The sequence below is a fragment of the Curtobacterium sp. MCPF17_011 genome (assembly GCF_003234145.1).
In the GTDB taxonomy this organism is placed as follows: domain Bacteria; phylum Actinomycetota; class Actinomycetes; order Actinomycetales; family Microbacteriaceae; genus Curtobacterium.
The window spans coordinates 171244-189673 of the sequence record NZ_QKSK01000008.1; the positions used below are offsets into that span (position 1 = coordinate 171244).

13 protein-coding genes are annotated in these 18430 nt (G+C 72.3%); 5 read left to right on the top strand and 8 right to left on the bottom strand.

Annotated elements, in window-relative coordinates:
* Nucleotides 1-101: 101 nt before the first annotated feature.
* Together DEJ25_RS11920 and DEJ25_RS11925 are read left to right on the top strand one after the other, a co-directional pair.
* Nucleotides 102-3941: a TIM-barrel domain-containing protein gene (locus DEJ25_RS11920; protein WP_111044816.1), complete on the top strand. Its 3840-nt coding sequence runs from the start codon at nucleotides 102-104 to the stop codon at nucleotides 3939-3941.
* Nucleotides 3942-4105: 164 nt separating this feature from the next.
* Entirely contained in the window at nucleotides 4106-5404 is a 1299-nt protein-coding gene (locus tag DEJ25_RS11925) for a PP2C family protein-serine/threonine phosphatase (RefSeq protein ID WP_111044817.1), read from the top strand.
* 20 nt (nucleotides 5405-5424) lie between these two features.
* On the opposite strand, the gene DEJ25_RS11930 is transcribed toward DEJ25_RS11925, so the two are convergent.
* Complete coding sequence (locus DEJ25_RS11930) at nucleotides 5425-6126, bottom strand: response regulator transcription factor (RefSeq protein WP_309146921.1); 702 nt, start codon at nucleotides 6124-6126, stop codon at nucleotides 5425-5427.
* Nucleotides 6127-6131: 5 nt separating this feature from the next.
* On the bottom strand, nucleotides 6132-7484 hold the full coding sequence (locus DEJ25_RS11935; RefSeq protein WP_111044819.1) for a sensor histidine kinase: 1353 nt from the start codon (nucleotides 7482-7484) through the stop codon (nucleotides 6132-6134).
* Nucleotides 7485-7676: 192 nt separating this feature from the next.
* On the opposite strand from DEJ25_RS11935, the gene DEJ25_RS11940 reads away from it, so the two are divergent.
* Nucleotides 7677-8027, top strand: coding sequence for a hypothetical protein (locus DEJ25_RS11940; RefSeq protein ID WP_111044820.1), 351 nt, complete (start codon nucleotides 7677-7679; stop codon nucleotides 8025-8027).
* Between the two features lie 41 nt (nucleotides 8028-8068).
* Here DEJ25_RS11940 and DEJ25_RS11945 read toward each other — a convergent pair whose 3' ends face one another.
* From DEJ25_RS11945 to DEJ25_RS11960, 4 genes are all read right to left on the bottom strand, one after another.
* Nucleotides 8069-10099, bottom strand: a complete 2031-nt coding sequence (locus tag DEJ25_RS11945; RefSeq protein WP_258366488.1) for a potassium transporter Kup — start codon at nucleotides 10097-10099, stop codon at nucleotides 8069-8071.
* A 106-nt stretch (nucleotides 10100-10205) separates the two neighbouring features.
* Nucleotides 10206-10907, bottom strand: coding sequence for a response regulator transcription factor (locus DEJ25_RS11950; RefSeq protein WP_110904915.1), 702 nt, complete (start codon nucleotides 10905-10907; stop codon nucleotides 10206-10208).
* The gene (locus DEJ25_RS11955) at nucleotides 10904-12316 is read right to left on the bottom strand and encodes a sensor histidine kinase (RefSeq protein ID WP_111044821.1); all 1413 of its coding nucleotides are present in this window, start codon (nucleotides 12314-12316) and stop codon (nucleotides 10904-10906) included. Before DEJ25_RS11955 ends, DEJ25_RS11950 begins: the two co-directional genes overlap by 4 nt.
* On the bottom strand, nucleotides 12303-13283 hold the full coding sequence (locus tag DEJ25_RS11960) for a CPBP family intramembrane glutamic endopeptidase (RefSeq protein WP_110904913.1): 981 nt from the start codon (nucleotides 13281-13283) through the stop codon (nucleotides 12303-12305). Before DEJ25_RS11960 ends, DEJ25_RS11955 begins: the two co-directional genes overlap by 14 nt.
* 133 nt (nucleotides 13284-13416) lie before the next feature.
* Between DEJ25_RS11960 and DEJ25_RS11965 the strand changes: the two genes are divergently transcribed.
* Complete coding sequence (locus tag DEJ25_RS11965; protein ID WP_110904912.1) at nucleotides 13417-13806, top strand: hypothetical protein; 390 nt, start codon at nucleotides 13417-13419, stop codon at nucleotides 13804-13806.
* Nucleotides 13807-13833: 27 nt separating this feature from the next.
* Here the strand turns inward: DEJ25_RS11965 and DEJ25_RS11970 are convergent, their stop codons facing one another.
* Entirely contained in the window at nucleotides 13834-14322 is a 489-nt protein-coding gene (locus tag DEJ25_RS11970) for an SRPBCC family protein (RefSeq protein WP_111044822.1), read from the bottom strand.
* Nucleotides 14323-14498: 176 nt separating this feature from the next.
* On the opposite strand from DEJ25_RS11970, the gene DEJ25_RS11975 reads away from it, so the two are divergent.
* Entirely contained in the window at nucleotides 14499-17072 is a 2574-nt protein-coding gene (locus DEJ25_RS11975; RefSeq protein WP_181427426.1) for a LamG-like jellyroll fold domain-containing protein, read from the top strand.
* Between the two features lie 106 nt (nucleotides 17073-17178).
* On the opposite strand, the gene DEJ25_RS11980 is transcribed toward DEJ25_RS11975, so the two are convergent.
* Entirely contained in the window at nucleotides 17179-18393 is a 1215-nt protein-coding gene (locus DEJ25_RS11980; RefSeq protein WP_258366352.1) for a glycoside hydrolase family 26 protein, read from the bottom strand.
* Nucleotides 18394-18430 lie beyond the last annotated feature (37 nt).

The window sequence follows — 18430 nt, forward strand, 5'->3', positions numbered from 1 at the left end:
CGCGGCCCTCTAGGGGGGTGGCCGCGGGACACGTACCCGCACAAGGCGGCCAGACCGCCGACGAATGACCGGACGACGCCGTCCACGAGGAGCACACACCCTTGCGTCCCAATCCCACGCAGACCCGGAGGCGCAGACGCGTCCTCGGGTCGTCCCTCGCCGGAGCCCTGGTCGGAGCGCTCGCGCTCGGCGGGCTCGGCATCTCCGCACTGCCGGCAGCAGCCGCCCCGGACGCCCGCACAGTGGTGTCCGGAGAGGCCCGCTTCCAGGTGCTCTCCCCCACCCTGATCCGCACCGAGTACGCCGGTGACGGGCAGTTCACCGACCAGGGCACGTTCAACGTGGTCGGGCGCGACGACTTCGCCGCGACCCCGTTCACCAAGACCGTGCAGGACGGCTGGCTGACGCTCGACACCGGCTCGATGACCGTGCAGTACCGCGAGGGTACCGGCGACTTCAGCCAGGACAACCTCCGGGTGAAGCTCACGACCTCCCTGGGCCAGGCCGTCACCGGCTCGCCCTGGGTCACCGCCGAAACGCCCTCGTGCGCGGTGGGCACGCTCTGCGAGGGCGAGGCACTCGCGCTGCAGGGCCTGGCGTCCGCCAAGGACCACGCCGGGTACACCGGATCGGGCTTCGCCGCCGGGTTCGAGAACGTCGGCAACTCCATGACGTTCCGTACGACCGTGCAGCAAGCCGGGTCGTACGACCTCGCCATGCGCTACGCCAACAACCAGGGCGGCGACGGCAAGGTCGAGACCCGCACCCTGAGCATCGTCGTCGACGACCGCGCTCCGGTCGCCCTCACCCTGCCGGCCGGAAAGAACTGGGACGAGTGGAAGCAGACCACCGCAGCCCTCGACCTGACCGCCGGTCAGCACACCGTCAAGGTCGTCCGCGGTGACGGCGACTCCGGTCGGGTGAACGTCGACAGCCTGGCGATCGTCCCCTCGGGCGCTGCCTACCCGGCGCCGACCGCTGCGAACGCCGGCCAGGACTGCGCCTTCGGCGTGGTCTGTGAGGCCGAGGACGCCGGCAAGGCCGGCAATGCCCAGGTCGCCAGCGACCACAACGGCTTCTCCGGCGACGGCTTCGCCTCCGGCCTGTGGGGCGGCGCCGACTCGGCACTGACCACGCACGTCACGGGTGTCCCCGCCGCCGGCGACTACGCCCTGCAGGTCCGGTACGCGAACGGCACCGGGAACTCGCCGGCGCTGACCGTCGCACCGACCGGACAGGAAGCCACCACCGGCACCTTGGCCCCGACCAGCGGCTGGGACTACTGGAACACGGTGACGATCCCGGTGCACCTGGCCGCGGGCGCGAACGACATCGCACTCGGCTGCCCCACGGTGGACAACAACTGCAACGTGAACGTCGACACCATCGCGGTCGTCGACACCGCGTCGCCGGTGCTCGCCGCGCACGCCCCGCTCGGCGGCTACCGTCGTGACCTCGACACCGCCAACGGCTCCGTCAAGACCAACCCCGGCCTGCTCTACCAGGACGGCTGGTCGCTGCTCGACGACACCGCCTCGGCGCTGTACGACACCGCGACCGAGAAGACCACGCCCCGTGGCGACCACGGCGGCAAGGGCTACCAGGACGGCTACGTCTTCGGGTACGGCACCGAGTACACGACCGCGCTGAAGGACCTGGCGACCCTGACCGGGCCGTCGAAGCTCCTGCCGCAGTGGGCGTACGGCGTCTGGTACTCCGAGTACTACGACCGCTCGCAGCAGGACTACCTGGACATCGCGAAGAAGTTCAAGGACGAGGGCGTCCCCGTCGACGTCATGGCGATCGACACCGACTACAAGATCGGCAGCCCGACGAACGAGGGTGACAGCAAGTGGGACGGCTGGTCGGTCGACCCGGCCCGCATCCCGGACATGACGAGCCTGCTCGCCGACTGGCACGCCGAGGGCATCCACAACACCCTCAACATCCACCCGTCGATCTCGAGCCAGGACCCGAAGTTCGCACAGGCCCAGGCCACGGCGAAGGGCAAGCTCACCAAGGGCGACGGGGACCGCTACCTGTTCGACTGGTCGGACCCCGACCAGCTCAAGGCCTACTTCGACCTGCACACGTCGCTGCAGCCGGAGGGCGTCGACATGTGGTGGCTCGACTGGTGCTGCAGTGAGAACTCGAAGTACTCCGCCAACGGTGTCACCCCGGACGCGTTCATCAACCAGCAGTACGCGAAGTACACGGACGAGCAACTCAAGGGCCGCGGTCTGGCGTTCTCCCGCGCGTACGGCTCGCTGACCGCGGGCGGCTACGGCAACCCGCAGGCCGTCCCGACCGGTCCCTGGGCCGACAAGCGCACCACGGTGCACTTCACCGGCGACACCACGTCGACCTGGCAGGAACTCGCTGCCCAGGTCGGGTACACGCCCGGTGAGTCGGCTGCGACCGGCCTGTCCGCGATCAGCCACGACATCGGTGGCCACAACGGCGGCCAGTACGGCATCGAGGGCAAGGAGCCGGGCACGACCCAGCTCCCCGCGGACATGTACGCCCGGTGGGTCCAGTTCGGTGCGTTCCAGCCGATCGACCGCCTGCACAGCAACCACAGCGACCGGCTGCCCTGGCAGTACCCGGCCGAGGCGAACGCGTCGGCGAAGCAGTTCCTCAACCTCCGCGAGGACCTGCTCCCCCTGACGTACACGCTCGCTGCCGACGCCACGGCGACCGGCACCCCGATGCTGCAGCCGCTCTACCTGCAGTACCCGGAGGCGCAGGAGTCCTACGCCCAGGCCGGCTCCGAGTACCTCTACGGCAAGGACGTGCTGGTCGCGCCCGTCACCACCGGCAACGGTGACGACGGCACCGCCACCCGCTCCGTGTGGTTCCCGGCCGGCGACTCGTGGACCGACTGGTTCACCGGCAAGACGTACGAGGGCGGCACGACGGCCGACGTCACGACGGACCTGACCACCATGCCGGTGTTCGTCCGCAGCGGCGGCATCGTCCCGACCCGCTCGCACCACGTCGCGAACGACGCCGCACCGCTCGACGCGGTCACGGTGACGGTCGCGACCGACGCCGACGGCACCTTCGCCCTGCACGAGGACTCGGGCGAGGGTCAGCCGACGAAGGCCACGGCCCGTGCGGCTGGCGACTCCGCGTCGACCACGATGCGGTTCACGCAGCAGGCGGACGGCGGCACGCTCGACATCGCCCCTGCCGACGGCTCGTTCGCCGGCCAGGTGCGCGACCGCTCGTGGACGGCGACGTTCACCAACGCCGAGCGTCCCGTGTCGGTCACCATCGACGGTGCCCCCGTCGCCGCGTCCGACTGGACGTACGACGCCGACAGCCGCACCATCACGGTGCCGGTCGCCGAGCGCTCGGTGACGGACCGGACCGTCGTGCGGTACTCGAGCGTCGCTGCTGCGGTGCCGAGCCTCCAGGTCGCGTCCCCGCAGGTCACCGCCGGTGGCACGCAGACCGTGACCGGCTCCGGGTTCCCCGCGAACGCGACGGTCACGCTGTCGACGTCGCCGGCACTCGGTGGCGAGGTCACCGTGCGCACCGATGCCGACGGCACGTTCAGCAGCGACCTGGCGGTGCCGGCCACCGCCTCCGGTCGGGTGACGGTGTCCGCTTCGGTGGGCGGCGTCGTGCTGGCCCGGGTCGCGTTCACGGTGACCGCGGCACCGCCGACGGCATCGCCGTCGCCCACGCCGGGCTCCCCCACTCCCACTCCGGGTGACCCTGCGCCGGGCTCGCCTGCGCCGGGTGGCGGTGCGGGCGCCGGACCGGGTGCCGGTGGCGGTGCGGGTGACCAGCCGGGAGGCTCGTCCTCCGCCGGTGACGGTGCCCTCGCCTGGACAGGTGCGAACGTCGTGCCGATCGGGATCCTGGCCGTGGTGCTCCTCGCCGCGGGCGGCCTGCTCCTGGCGCAGCGGATGCGACGCCGCCGCGCGCAGTAGCGCAGGAGACGCAGGAGCGCTGCGCTCCTGAACGCTGGAACGGCGGGGTACCCGGGAACGGGTGCCCCGCCGTTCGGCGTCCCCGGCGGCAGACCGGATCGTCCGCCCCTCTTCGGGTCGACGCACCGGCGCGGCGGACCGCGAACCAGTAGCCTTCCCTGAACATGTCCCGCCCAACCAGCGTCATCGACAATCCCCTCGTCCGGCAGACCCCGATCACGGGTCTGCTGGCCCTCGGTGCGCTGCTGAGCCTGGTGCTCCCGTCGCTCGAGATCAGCCACGCCGGGCTGTTCCTCGCGAGCCTGGTCGCCATCGGCGTCGCGACCCTGCTCGCTGCCATCTCGCTGTGGTTCCCGCGCGCGGTCGCGCTCATCCCGATCCTGTTGGCGGTCGACTTCGTGTCCCTCGCCCTGTTCCGCACCGGTACCGGTTCCGGAGCGTCGGTGTTCACGTCCCTGGTGGTCCTGCCCGTGGTGTGGTGGGCCTCCCTCGACGGACGTCGCACGATCGTCTACTCGGTCCTCGGCGTCACGCTCGTGATCCTCGCTCCGTACGTGCTCCTGCCGGACAACGCGCCGCGGGCCAGCGAACTCGTGCGCCTCGGCATCACCGTCGTCGTCTTCGGCACCGTCGCCGTCATCGTGCAGGAACTCTCCCGCCGAGCCCGCCGGTCCGTCCGCTCCGCCCAGGCCCGCGAGGACAAGGTCCTCGAGGAGATCAGCCGCGCCGCCGACGTCCAGCGTTCCCTGCTGCCGACCTCGAGCGACGGACTGGGCGACTTCGTCACCGTCGCGGGCACCTGCCTGCCGGCGAAGAGCGTCGGCGGCGACTTCTTCGACTGGTACCGCACCGAGAACGGCATCGCCGTCGGACTCGGCGACGTGATGGGCAAGGGCGTCGGCGCCGGACTCATCGCCGCCGCGGTCCGGGCCACGATCCGGAGCGCCCGCACGGTCGACGACGCCTCCGAGGCCCTGCGCCGTGCCTCCGACGGCCTCGCCGCCGAGGGCGCCGGCACCGACGTCACCTTCACCACGCTGTTCCACGCCCGCATCGACGACGACGGGTCGCTGCAGTGGGCGGACGCCGGGCACGGGCTGAGCTTCATCCTCCGTGCTGCCGGAGGGGTGGAGCGACTGCGTTCGGTCGACCTGCCGCTGGGGATGGGTCTCCGGGACGAGTGGGCGACCACCACCGGGACCCTCGAGCCGGGCGACCTGCTCATCTCGTTCAGCGACGGCGTGCTCGACCTGTTCGGCGGGCGCGACGACGCCGTGGACTCGGTCGCCGAGCTCGCCCGAGCCGACCGGGCGCCGGCTGCGATCGTCGCGGCCCTCGCCGACCGTGCGGCCGAGGTGCCGCACGACGACGACGTGACCGTCATCGCGATCCGCCGCGAGGCCGCCGCCACTGAGGTCACCGAGGTCACGGCCGCGCCGCTGTCCCGCTCCCGCGCCGTCTGACGGGCGGGTGCCCGGCCGGGCTACGCCGACCAGTCCGGACGGACGAAGCCGCTCTCGTAGGCGAACACGACGGCCTGCACCCGGCTCGCGGCCCCGACCTTGCCGAGCACGCTGCTGATGTGGGTCTTCACGGTGGCCTCGCTGATCCAGAGGTCCTTCGCGATCTGCGCGTTGCTGGCCCCGCGGACCAGGGCGGTCAGGACCTCCCGCTCGCGGGCGCTGAGTGACGCCAACACCGGGGCGTGCTCGGCCGGTGGGACCGGGGCCGACGTGTCGGCAGCGCCGCCGGCCGTGCCCCCGCCGGACCGGGCGCCGAGCAACCGGTTCTCGAGCAGCGCGCGGGTCATCGACGGCGCGATGAGGGTGTCGCCCGTGTGCGCCGCGCGGACCCCGGCGGCGATGAGGTCGGGGCCGGCGTCCTTGAGCAGGAACCCGAGCGCCCCGGCCTGCACGGCATCGAGCAGGTACTCCTCGTCGTCGAAGGTGGTGAGGATGACGACCGCGCCCGCGGTGCCCTCGGAGACGATCGACCGGGTGGCCGAGATGCCGTCGAGCACCGGCATCCGGACGTCCATCAGCACGACGTCGGGGCGGAGTTCGGCGCAGACGGCGATCGCCTCGGCCCCGTTGGGCGCCTGGCCGACCACGGTCAGGTCGGGTTCGGCGTCGACCATCATCCCGAGACCCGTGCGGACCACGGCCTGGTCGTCGACGATCACCACGCGGATCACGACGCGACCGCCCGACGACCGGCCGGAGCAGGAGGAGCAGGAGCAGGAGCAGGAGCGCCAGCCGGACCGGCAGCCGCACCCGACCCCGTGACGGGCCGGAGGCTGCCCGCGGTCTGGCCACGGGCCTCCCGGGGGGCCTCGAGCGTGACACGCCACCCGCCGCCCTCGGCCGGACCCGCGTCCAGGACCCCGCCGATGGAGGCGGCGCGCTCCCGCATCCCGCGGATCCCGGCGCCACCGGCGGCGAGCTCGGGGACCCGGGGGCTGCCCTCGGAGCCGCCGTCGTCCAGGACCTCCAGGCGGATGCGGTCCTCGGAGGCGGCCAGGCTGATCCGTACCGACGAGCCGTCGGAGTGCACGAGGGTGTTCGTCAGGGCTTCCTGGCAGACGCGGAGGACGGCGAAGTCCTGCATCACGCCCAGGCTCTCGGGCACGCGCAAGTCGGCCTCGACCCGGACGCCGGTCGCGCGGACGCGGTCGACGGCGTCCTCGAGCGCGCTCCGCAGCGACACCGGGGCGTCGGTCGTGCCGCCGTCACCGCCCGCGCGGAGGACCCGGACGACCTTCCGCATCTCGGACAGTGCCTGCTGCCCGGTGCCGGCGACCCACGAGGCGTACTCGGCGAACTCGGCCTGGTCCGCGACACCGACCCGCACCAGGGCCTGCGAACGGACGACGATGGCGGCCATGTGGTGCGCGACGACGTCGTGGACCTCGCGGGCGACGGCGGTGCGTTCCTCCGAGGCGATGCGGGCCTGATCAGATTCCCGCAGCCGGACGAGCTCCTCGTTGCGGCGCTGCAGCACGAGTTCGGAACGACGACGACGGGCGGTGGCACGGCCCAGGACCGCGCACGCCACGAGCAGGATCCCCATCAGGACGTTGGTCGACCAGTCGGCGTTGGACACGAGCGCCCTGCCGAGCAGCAGCGCGAGGGGCCACCGGGTGACGGCGAGTACCCAGGAGTCGGACGACATGAACGCCAACGGCAGGAACATGGCGGACAGTGCCGGCACCGCCACGACCGCCAGCACGGCGAGCACCCTTCGTCCGGCCGCGCACGCCAGGTAGACGGCGATCACGAGCGGGATCAGCCGCACGGTCAGCACGTCGAACCGCCACGTCGGCCACGCCACGACGACCCCGACCACCACGAGCAGCGGGTACGGCAAGCGCTGGCCGACCACGATGCAGAGCGCGACGAGCGCCGCTGTCACCCGGTAGTCGTCGAGGCGCGTCGGGTACCAGCCGGCGCGGTGCAGCCCCTCCATCGCGAGGAGCGCGACGGCGAGGAACGCGACCCCGGCCAGGGCAGGACGCGCCCACGGCGGGATCGAGAGAGGACGCATGGCGTGAGGCTAGCCGCCCGAGGCTGCTCCGCGCCTCCCCCGAAGGACGGAAGCGCCGGGTCCGGACGATCAGTCGAACGGACGGGAGGCCCACCACCTTCCGCCGATGCGCCGCCCGCCCGCCACGTCAGAGGCTGGACCCGCCGCAGTGAGCGGCCCGCCGCAGTCCGCGGCCGTCGAACGGAGCACGTGATGCAGAAGAAGACCGCTGTCAGCCTGGCCACCCTGGCCCTCATCCTGGCCATCGCCGGGACCGGTGCCGCGGCGGCGACCATCGGGGGCCCGGACGCCTCGTCGGACGTCGTGCGTCCCGCGACCTCGTCGACGGTCGTCCAGACCACGGTCGCGACCTCGGACGACGACGGATGGCCGGGACAGCTGCCGGACGCCGACCGCTTCCGGACGCTCTCGCGGTCGGACCAGCACGCGGTGCTCCGGCGGGTCGACCGGTTGCTCGGGGACCTCAGCGGTTCCCGTGCCAGCGAAGGACTCGTCACGCAGCTCAGCAGCTACCGGAGCGAGCTCGCGCGCCTGCGGCGGTAGGTGGGCGAGTCTCAGCTGGCCTGTGCGAGCGCCCGCCCACGTCAGACCTCGACGTCGCTACCCATCGTCACCGTGCGGTCGAGCGGCAGCCCGAAGCGCGCCGCCGGGTCGGCAGCGTTGTGCGCCATCGCGACGAACAGCTTCCGCCGCCATGACACCATGCCGCCCTTGCCCGCGCCGGTCCGGAGCGCTCCGCGTGAGATGAAGTACGACGCCGTGGACATGTCCTCCTGCGCCAGGTCGAGCACGCCCCCGGCACACGCGGCACGCATCGCGGCGGGCAGGTCCTGGTCGTCGGAGAACCCGAACGTGATGGTGATGTGGTCGATGCCGTCGTCGTCGTAGCCGAGCTCGTCGCGTCGGAACGCCTCCTCCAGCGCCACGTGCGGCACGTTCGCGGTCAGGACGGACACGATGATGACCCGCTGGTGGACGACGCCGTTGTGCTCCACGTTCGCCCGGAGTGCGAGCGGGGTCGTTTCCTTGTTCGGGTGCGGGAACACCGCGATGCCCGGGACGCGCGGGATGTGGTCGGCGTTGACGGTCTCGATGAACTCGGCCAGCGAGCCCTCACGCTTCCGGCGCTCGATCTGCACGAGCTGCCGGCCGCGGTGCCACGTCGTCATGAGGGTGATCACGGCGAGGGCGATGAGCAGCGGCACCCATCCGCCGTGCAGGACCTTCGACAGGTTGCCGGCGAGGAAGGTCAGTTCGAGGCCGCCGAACACCACGGCGACGGTGACGAGCTTCCAGGTCGCCCAGCGCCAGAGCGGCTTCACGACGACGAGCAGCAGCAGGGTGTCGACGACGAGTGCGCCGGTGACCGAGACGCCGTACGCGGTGGCGAGCGCGGCCGAGGAGCGGAAGGCGAGCATGATCGCCATCACGCCGATGAAGAGCAGCAGGTTGACGGCCGGCAGGTAGACCTGGCCGCCCTCGCGCTTCGAGGTCTGCCGGATGGTCAGCGGCGGCAGGAGCCCGAGCTGCACGGCTTGACGGGTGAGCGAGAACGCGCCGGAGATGACGGCCTGGCTGGCGATCACGGTCGCCGCGGTCGCCAGGATCACGACGGGCAGCTGCGCCCAGTTCGGGAACAGCAGGAAGAACGGGTCCTTCGTCGCGGTCGGGTCCTCGAGCACCAGGGCCGCCTGACCCAGGTAGTTGCAGACGAGCGCGGGGAACACCACGAAGAACCAGGCGCGGAGGATCGGCATCCGCCCGAAGTGGCCCATGTCGGCGTAGAGCGCCTCGGCTCCGGTGATCGCGAGGACGACGGCGCCCATCGCGATGAAGGTGATGAACGGGTGCGCGAACAGGAACGCGATCGCCCACGTCGGGGACAGCCCCTGCAGGACGCCCGGGTGCTCGACGATGCGCGGGATGCCGGCGACCGCGATGACGATGAACCAGAGCATCATCACGGGACCGAACGAGGCGCCGACCTTCGCGGTGCCGAACTTCTGCACGATGAACAGCCCGACGAGGATCACGGCGGCGATCGGCACGATCAGGTGCTCGACGGACGGGGCTGCGGTGCCCAGACCCTCGACCGCGGACAGCACCGACACTGCCGGGGTGATCACGGAGTCGCCGTAGAACAGGGCCACCCCGACGATGCCGATGACCAGGAACACCGTGGTGCCGCCCGGACGGTGCGCGTGCAGGCGTCGGGCGAGTGCGGCGAGCGCCATCACCCCGCCCTCACCGTGGTTGTCGACGCGCATGAGCACGAGCACGTACTTGATCGACACGACGATGGTGATCGACCAGAAGAGCAGCGAGATGACGCCGTAGACGTCCTCGGGGACGGGTCGGACGATGCCGCCGTCCACGGAGAACACGGTGCGCATCGAGTAGAGCGGGCTGGTGCCGATGTCGCCGAACACGACGCCGAGCGCAGCGAGGGCCAGGCCGGCCTTGCCACGGTGCCCACGGGCCTCCCGGCTGGCGGGGTGCTGCGCGGCCTTCGCGGGGTGCGTGGCGTCGTCGCCGGGACCGGCGTCACCGGGCTGGGCATCGCGCCCACCCGAGGGGCGGTCGGACGACTGCGACGATGCGCGGGTCTCGGTCACAGCAGGTACTCCAGTCCGGGCCGTACGGGTGTGACGGCCGCGCCCATCATGCACCCGCGGAGTGACAGCGGAGCGCCGGGAGCATCCGCGCCTGCGCCCAACGGCTCTACCGGTCCTGCTCCGGCACCGTCACGATCCGGTTCTGGTACGCCCAGACCACGGCCTGCAGGCGGGACCGGACGCCGAGTTTCGGCAGCATGCGTGCCAGGTGTGACTTCACCGTGGACACCTCGACGACGAGCTCCGCGGCGATCTCCTCGTTCGACATCCCCTGCGCCAGCAGGAGCAGGACGTCGCGTTCACGGGCGGTGAGGACGCCGTCCACGCGGTCCCCGGTGACCGGCTGCAGGCTCCGGCGCGAGGCGAACTCGCGGAGCACCCGGCGGGTGAGCGCCTGGTCGAGGGTGCCGTTGCCGGCGGCGACCTGGCGGACGGCGCCGATGATCACGTCGGGTTCCGCGTCCTTGAGGAGGAACCCGGACGCTCCGGCCTCGAGTGCGCCGAACACCAGGTCGTCCATGTCGAACGTGGTGAGCATCAGCGTCGGCACGGCCGGGTCGGCGTCGGGGCGGCAGAGTTCGCGGGCGACCTCGATGCCGTTCCGGACCGGCATCCGGATGTCGAGGACCGCGACGTCCGGTCGGGTGCTCCGGGCGAGCTCCAGCGCCTGTCCGCCGTCGGCTGCGACGGCGACGACCTCGATGTCGGGTTCCGCGTCGAGCAGCGCGGAGACGCCGGCGCGGACGAGGGGCTGGTCGTCGGCGACCAGGACGCGGATGGTGCGGCCGTCGGCCGGGCTGTCGGTCATCGGGGGCCTTCCGTCGTGGTGCCGGGGTGCGCGGTCGCGGCCTGCGGGGCGGGGGTGGGCAGGGCCTCCCGGCCGAGACGCAGGCTGACCGTCCAGCCGCCGGTGTCCGTCGGGCCGACCTGGAGGCTCGCCCCCACCAGTTCCGCCCGCTCACGCATGCCACGCAGTCCGTTCCCCCCGGCCGGCGTGCTGCCGAGTGCGGGGACGGTGGCCGGCCCGTTCTCGACGCGGATCGTGAGGTGGTCGTCGGCGCGGTCGTCCATGGTGACGGTGCACGGCGATCCGGGGGCGTGCAGGGCGGCGTTGGCGAGGGCCTCCTGGACGGTGCGGTACGCGGCGAGCTGGGCGAGCGGGCCGACGCCGTCGCCGAGTGGGCGGGGCGCGGCAGGTCCGGCCGTGGCGGGCGCTCCGGTCGTCCCGGGCAGGACGTCGAGGCGGACGTCGCTGCGGAACCGGGCCCGTTCGACCAGGTCGACGATGCCGGCGACGGTCTCCACCGCTCGCTCGGCGGGGCTGTCGTCGCGGAGCAGGCCGACCAGACGGCGGAGGTCCTCCAGCACGGCGGTGCTCTGCTCCCGCACCTGGCGGACGCCCTCGTGGGCGCGCTCCGGGTCGGTGTCGATCTGGCGGTCGATGACGGCGGACATCAGGGCGATGCCGGACAGGTGGTGGGCGGCGATGTCGTGCAGCTCCCGGGCCATCGCGGCGCGTTCACGGGAGACGGCGGCGTCGATGCGGGCGTCTTCCTCCCGGTCGACGGCGGTGGCCTCGGCGGTGCGGGCGGCGCGGACCTCGCGGCGGGAGCGGACCACGAGGGCGATGAGCACCGGCAGGCCGACCGTGCCGAACGCCTGCAGGAAGCCCTGTCCGAGCGAACGGCTGATGCCGATCCCGACACCGGCCCGACCGGCGCCGTAGGCGGAGTAGAGGACGGAGCCCTCGGCGACGATCACGAGCGCTGCCGCTGCGACGAGCGCTGGCCACAGTCGGGCGAGCGGGACTCGCAGCACGGCGAGGACCACGGCGACCACGACCGGCAGGAGCAGGAGGCCGTGCAGGGTCGTCGGTGCGACGGCCGCGAGGACGGGCACCACACTGACGGCGACGAGCGTCGCCCGCGGTGCCCGACGCGCTGCGAGGAGGACGGCGGACTGCACGAGGAGGCCGAGCGCCAGGACGAGCCAGGGGCCGCTGGATACCGCCGGGTACGCCCCGGCAGGGACGACGGAGTCCGGGTCAGCCGCATCGAGCGGCGGGAGACCGAGCAGCAGCCCGAGGCCGACCACGAACGTGCCGAGCGGGACCAGGACGTCGGTGCGCCGTTCCCGTGCAGTCGCGGGGCGTCGCCCGGGGGCAGCGCCCTGGGCCTCGACCTCGGGGCGCTGTGCGCGCGGCTCAGCGGGTGCCATCGTGCGATCCTACGAGGCCCTTGCGTGCCGCAGCCGGGATCGGGGCGTCGATCGGCAGCGCCCGACGTGCCGGGTCGTAGCCGAGCCGGCCGCGGGTGGCGATGAGCAGCACCACGGCGGCGACGGTCGACATGATCGTCAGTCCGATCATCAGGGTGCCGGCGGTCATGCTCGGGTACATCTCGGGGAACAGCGACGAGATCGTGTTGTTCACGCCGACGTGCAGCAGCAGGGCCAGCGGCAGGCTCTCACCCGTCTTGTTGAACACCTGGATCATCACGACGTTGAACGTGATCGTGAAGAGGGCGAAGACCACCGGCTCGCTCCAGTGCGCGTTCGGCCATCCGCCCCAGTCGCTGAGGTAGAGCGGCATGTGCCAGAGCGCCCAGATCGGTCCGAGGATCGCGGCCGCGCCGAGTGCGCCGAAGCGGTGCTGCAGGCGGGGCAGGGCGAAGTCGCGCCAGCCCGGCTCCTCGCTGAGGCCGGTCGAGAACAGCTGGATGACGAGCCCCGGCACCAGGGCCGAGAGCGCCAGGGCGGAGGGGGCGTGCACGTCGCCGCCCGCGAAGGGCACTGCGGACAGGACGATCAGGGCCGGGACGACGACGAGCGCCAGCGCGTACCAGTACCAGGCGACCCGCCAGCGGAACAGCCGTCCCACCCAGCGGCGGAGGCCGGCGCGACCGTCGGCGACCGCGGTCACGATGAACGCGCTGCCCAACGGGCCGAGGAGCGCGCCGGGGAGGACGCCCGTGAACTGCGCACTGCCGAGGACCTCGGGGAAGTGGATGTCCCACACGCCCAGGCCGTGCGGCGACAGGATGTACGGCACCCAGGCGAGCCAGCTCAGGCCGAGGGCGAGGGTGAAGAAGGTCAACAGCGGGTGCCGGGTGATGACGCCCCGGACGCCGCGGCGGTCCTGCTGCGCGGTGCCGGTCGTGGACCGGGCTTCGATGGTGTTCGTCATGACATCGACGCTAGGAACTCCGCTGCTCCGGAACGACCGGCGGAGGGAGGCACCTGCCGGACTTGCATCCAAAGGAGGAGCCCCGCTGTCCCCGGGGTTGTGCCACGCTGTCCGAGGACCGGGAGGGGACGGGATGGACGAGGCAGTGCTCTACGACCTGTGCAGCCGAGCGCGGTTGGTGCAGCTCCGCACCGGCGGCGCAGAGGCCGGACTCCGCGGGCTCACGGACTGCATCGCGGCCGCGTCCGGCGCGCCGGAGCGGTACACGCACATGCGGCTGGCGCAGCTGATCGAGTCCGCCCCGCGTCCGGTCGGCCACCGGTACGGCCTGCGGCAGCTCGAGTCGGTCAGCACGAGCCGGACCACTCCGCCCGCGGACTACTCGGGTGAGCAGCGGCACGACTACGAGAAGGCGCAGACCGCATTGCTCCGGGCGATCGGCAAGGACAGCGGCGAGCCGGCGAGCGGCCCGGTCGCGGTCGCCCGCAACGTGCTCGAGCAGTTCGTCCTGCGCTGGTTCTGACGGCCGGCCGCAGCCGGGCACCGCACCTCAGGCTTCTGAGCTGCCCGCGACGTGCGCCAGCACCACCGGGTCTGAGCAGCCGCGCGCGAACCCCGCGATGCGCCGGTCGATGTCCCGCTGCAGCACGACCACGCCGATCCGTTCGGCGAGCGGAGCCAGCCACTTCGGCCGGCAGGTGAAGTTGTAACGCCAGACGGCCAGGGTGTGTCCCGGCTGCCCCTCCGCGGGGCTGAACCGCCACCCGCCGCCCATCCGCTCGAAGAACCACGAGCCCTTCGTCATCTTCATGCCCACGTTCGACGGCGGGTTGTACGAGACGTACTCGCTCTCCATCGCCAGGCCGAACCGCTGCACCGTGTACGTCCGCACACCCTTGCCGGGGACGGTCGCGCCGATGAGGTGCTGCCGCCGGATGAACGGGTCCCACCGCTTGCGGATGGCGCCCTGCGTCTGCGAGACGGCGAACGCGACCCCCACCTCGACGGGGACGACGCAGCGGGACTCGACGACGGGCATGCGCTCATCGTGGCACGGGCAGGTCCCAGCTGACGGGAGGCCCGGGGCGGGCCCGCACTGCGCCTCCCGTCCGGCGGATGTCCGTCCGCCAGGAGCGCGCTCCGCGTCGCCTCCCGCTCACGCTGTGGTCACACTCAGGAAACCGTCTCGACAGACGGTCCCGCCAGCATCATCGCGTGACCCCACACCGATCCCGACGCAGGACCACCGCCCTGGGCGCCACAGCCCTCGCCGTGGCCACCGCCGTCGGCCTCCCCGCCCTGACCGCCTCCCCCGCCCCGGCTGCCGCCGCCCCGGCCGCCGACCTCGCCTCCCGCTTCACCCTCGCTGTGCTGCCGGACACGCAGTTCTACTCCCGCTACTCGGCGTCGCAGTTCCTCCCCCGCTACGGCGACGACCCGTTCCACGTGCAGACGCAGTGGCTCGCCGACAACGCCGACGAGCTGCACATCCCGTTCACCACCCACGTCGGCGACGTCGTCGACCAGGTGGGACAGGCCGGCGAGTGGCAGGCCGCCGACCGGGCGATGTCCGTGCTCGACGCGGCAGACATGCCGTACAGCGTCACGACCGGCAACCACGACGTCCGGAACTCCGCGGACACGGTGTTCGACACGTCGTACGACCTCGCCGCCGAGCCGTACCTGAAGACCTTCCCGGCCAGCCGCGCCACCGGCCAACCGACCGTCGAGTCGGGCACGGACCGCACCGGGCTGAGCCAGTTCCACGTGTTCGAGGCCGAGGGGCAGCGGTTCCTCTCGCTCGCACTGCCGTGGCGGGCCTCCGACGAGACGCTCGCATGGGCGAACCAGGTCATCGCGGCCCACCCGACGCTGCCGACGATCCTCACCTCGCACGAGGTCATCAACATCGCCACCGACGGCCTCACCGCGGTGGACACGGCCTACGGCGAGCGCCTGTGGAAGAACGTCATCGCCCCGAACGACCAGGTGTTCCTGACGCTGAACGGCCACTTCCACGGCTCGACGTGGAAGAGCCGCACGAACGACGCCGGGCACGCGGTCACGCAGGTCCTCATCGACCACCAGATGGACTACGAGGGCGGCAACGGCTACCTCGGCCTCATGGAGTTCGACCTGACGAACGGCACCCTGGCCATGCAGACCGCGTCGCCGTGGGTGACGTGGAAGCCGACCGAGACGCTGACGTCCTACGACCAGCCGTTGCTCGACGCCGCCAACCAGCGCTACAGCGTGCCGGTGGACTTCCGGACCCGGTTCGCCGGCTTCGCGCCGGACTTCCGCCCGGGCAGCGCCGACGAGCCGCCGCTCATCGAGCGCGCACGGCAGATGCTCCTCGACGGCTTCGAGGGCGCACCACCCGTCACGACCGAGCTCCCCGGCGGCCGCGCCGACCACACCATCGTCGACGGCACCCTCGCCTGGTGGCGTCCCGGTGAGCAGGAGACCGGCACCCTGGCGCCCGGCGCCACCGTGGACGACGTCGTCGGCGATGCGGACCTCACCCGCATGACCCACGCCGAGTCGGGATCCCCGACCGCGCAGGACGGCGACGTGACCGTCACCGACGAGGCGCACCCGCTCTCCTCGGACGGCGCCGGTCTCTGCTTCGCGAACGCCGACAAGGCCGCGAAGCGCTTCAGCGCGCTCACCTCCCCCGGTGACACGGCCGTCGACCGGGCCACCTTCCCGGAGGGCTACACGATCGAGACGTTCCTCGAGGTCGATCCCTCGTGGACCGACGGCGCGAACTCGTGGTCGAAGGCGATCGTCCGCAGCGGCAACCGCTCGCAGATCGGCGTCCCACAGACCCGCTGGGACTGGACGGCGTCGCCCGCGGCGCTCGGCATCTCGAACCTCAAGGAGTTCCAGTGGACCGAGGTGACCGCCGACCCGTCGAAGGGTGACCGCACCGCCTGGTCGGGCGAGATCATCCCCGGCCGCTGGCTGCACGTCGCCCTCGTGAACGACGTCGACGCCCGCACCACCACGATGTACATCGACGGCGCCCCGGTGCTCCGCAACGCGACCGACACCGGTGGGCAGACCGTGCAGGACGGCATGCCGTGGCTGTTCGGCAGCGACTGGGTCGACGACGCCGCCACGAACGGCTGGAACGGCTGCATCGGTGAGACCCGCGTGGTCGACCACCCGATCGGTGCCGAGTCCTGGCTGACCGCCCGCGCCGACCTCGACGCGCTGACCGTCGACGAGCCGGGCACCGAGGTCGCCCCGACCGCCGTCACCGGCTCCGGCCACCCGGGCGCCACCGTCACGCTCTCCGGCGCGGTCACCGGCAGCACCGAGGTCGCCGAGGACGGCACCTGGTCGGTCGAGCTCGCCGGCGAGGACGTCGACGCCGTGCGAGCCGCCGCACTCGTCCGCGCCGCAGCGACCGGTGAGGCCCAGGCCGTCCAGTCGATCGGCACCCGCAGCGGTGCAGCGGTCGCGTTCGCGGTCGCCCTGCCGGACGATGCCGACCCGACCGACCCGACCCCGACCGACCCCGGGTCGCCGGCTCCCGGTGACGGTGGTGACGGCTCGGGTGACGACGGCACGGTGACCCCCGCGCCGGGTGCCCTCCTGCCGGGCGCTGACGGCCCGGGCACCGGCGACGGCACCGCACCGGACGGCGACCTCGCCTTCACGGGTGCGCACGGCCTCGGCGTCCTCGGTGTGACGGCGCTCCTGCTGCTCGCCGCGGGGACCGCGGTCCTCGTCCGCCGACGACTGGGCACCCTGCCCCGGATCACGCCGACGGAGCAGTAGCCCACACCGCACACCACGGGAGGCACGGTGCGGGTCCGCACCGTGCCTCCCGTCCGTCGTTCCGCGGTCGCCTCCGAAGGGCCCCCTCGCCGGGAGGGGCACCGGGTCACCGGCCGGGTTCCGCCGTCCGGCACGACTGCGGGGCCTCCGCGAAGTGCAGCCATCCGGGCAGCCCTCCGATGAAGGCAGCACGGGTGGCCGGGTCGTGTAGGACCGTCCAGTCGACGTGCTCCTGCACCTCGGTCTCGTACTTGTCCCACTCGAACCAGTTGATCATCCGCACGTTCGGGAAGCGGGAAGCGGTCTCGGCGGAGAAGACCTGCGACCACCAGGCCTGCTTGATGGCGCGTTCACCCTCGGGGTCGCCCCGCGGGACGACGAGCGCGGCGGTCTCGGGAACGGCGACCGGCTTGTTGCGGCGCACCCCGAACAGGTCGTAGAAGTCGGGTACGGGGGTCTCGTCACCGCCGGCACCGTTGTACGTACCGGTGAGCTTCGCTGCGAACTTGCCCTCTTCCGGCAGGACGTTCGCACCCCAGGGTGCCGCGGCTCCCCAGTGGTAGATGGACAAGCCGACCCAGTCCACCACGTCATCGCCCGGGTAGTAGGGCGTGTACGGGTCGTCACGTGCCGTGAGGGCCCCGTCGCCGTCAGTGTCGAGCACCTCGAACGCGAGCGTGCCGGCGACGGCTGCAGCGGGACCGCCGTGGAAGGGGTAGCCGCCACCCTCGTTCGGCGCCCACATCGTCGCGCTGCCCGGCGCCCCGCTCCGCAGCGCCCGGGCCACGCGGCGGAAGGCACCGACGTACGCGTCGGGCTGCTGGCCCCAGGGGTACCAGGACCCGTTCATCTCGTGTGCGAAACGGACGATGACCGGAACGCCGCTCTCCTGGATCTCGTTCACCAGGGCGGCGACGTCGTCAGCGACGTCGTCCGTGACGGACTGCAGGCCGTCCTGCGGTTCGAGTGTCAGGAGCAGCGTGCCACCCTGGCCGCGCACCTGGTCGGCGGCGCCGCGCACGTCCTCGACGTCCTGCGCTCCGAGCGGGACGTCCGCGAACACGACCGCGACTGCGGGCCTGTGCCCCAGCAGCGTCGCGTACTCCTCGAGCGTCTGACGGCCCCAGTCCAGGTTCACGCCGAACAGGGACCCGGTGTCGGGCACCACCTCGGACGCACGGCGGGGAGCACAGCCGGCGGCCGCACTCCTGAAGGCGCGCGGGAACGTCGTGCAACCGGACAGCGCGACGGAGCTGACGATGGTCACGCCCGCCAGTGCTGCCATCGACAGGAACGAGCGGCGAGGCACGGCAGGGGACACGGACTCCATCGTCCCACGAGCCGAGCGATCCGCCTCT

Excerpts from the sequence above, each read along its gene's own strand:
- DEJ25_RS11925 (WP_111044817.1), top strand. The coding sequence starts at position 4,106 with ATGTCCCGCCCAACCAGCGTCATCGACAATCCCCTCGTCCGGCAGACC.
- DEJ25_RS11935 (WP_111044819.1), bottom strand. The coding sequence starts at position 7,484 with ATGCGTCCTCTCTCGATCCCGCCGTGGGCGCGTCCTGCCCTGGCCGGG.
- DEJ25_RS11940 (WP_111044820.1), top strand. The coding sequence starts at position 7,677 with ATGCAGAAGAAGACCGCTGTCAGCCTGGCCACCCTGGCCCTCATCCTG.
- DEJ25_RS11950 (WP_110904915.1), bottom strand. The coding sequence starts at position 10,907 with ATGACCGACAGCCCGGCCGACGGCCGCACCATCCGCGTCCTGGTCGCC.
- DEJ25_RS11955 (WP_111044821.1), bottom strand. The coding sequence starts at position 12,316 with ATGGCACCCGCTGAGCCGCGCGCACAGCGCCCCGAGGTCGAGGCCCAG.
- DEJ25_RS11960 (WP_110904913.1), bottom strand. The coding sequence starts at position 13,283 with ATGACGAACACCATCGAAGCCCGGTCCACGACCGGCACCGCGCAGCAG.
- DEJ25_RS11965 (WP_110904912.1), top strand. The coding sequence starts at position 13,417 with ATGGACGAGGCAGTGCTCTACGACCTGTGCAGCCGAGCGCGGTTGGTG.
- DEJ25_RS11970 (WP_111044822.1), bottom strand. The coding sequence starts at position 14,322 with ATGCCCGTCGTCGAGTCCCGCTGCGTCGTCCCCGTCGAGGTGGGGGTC.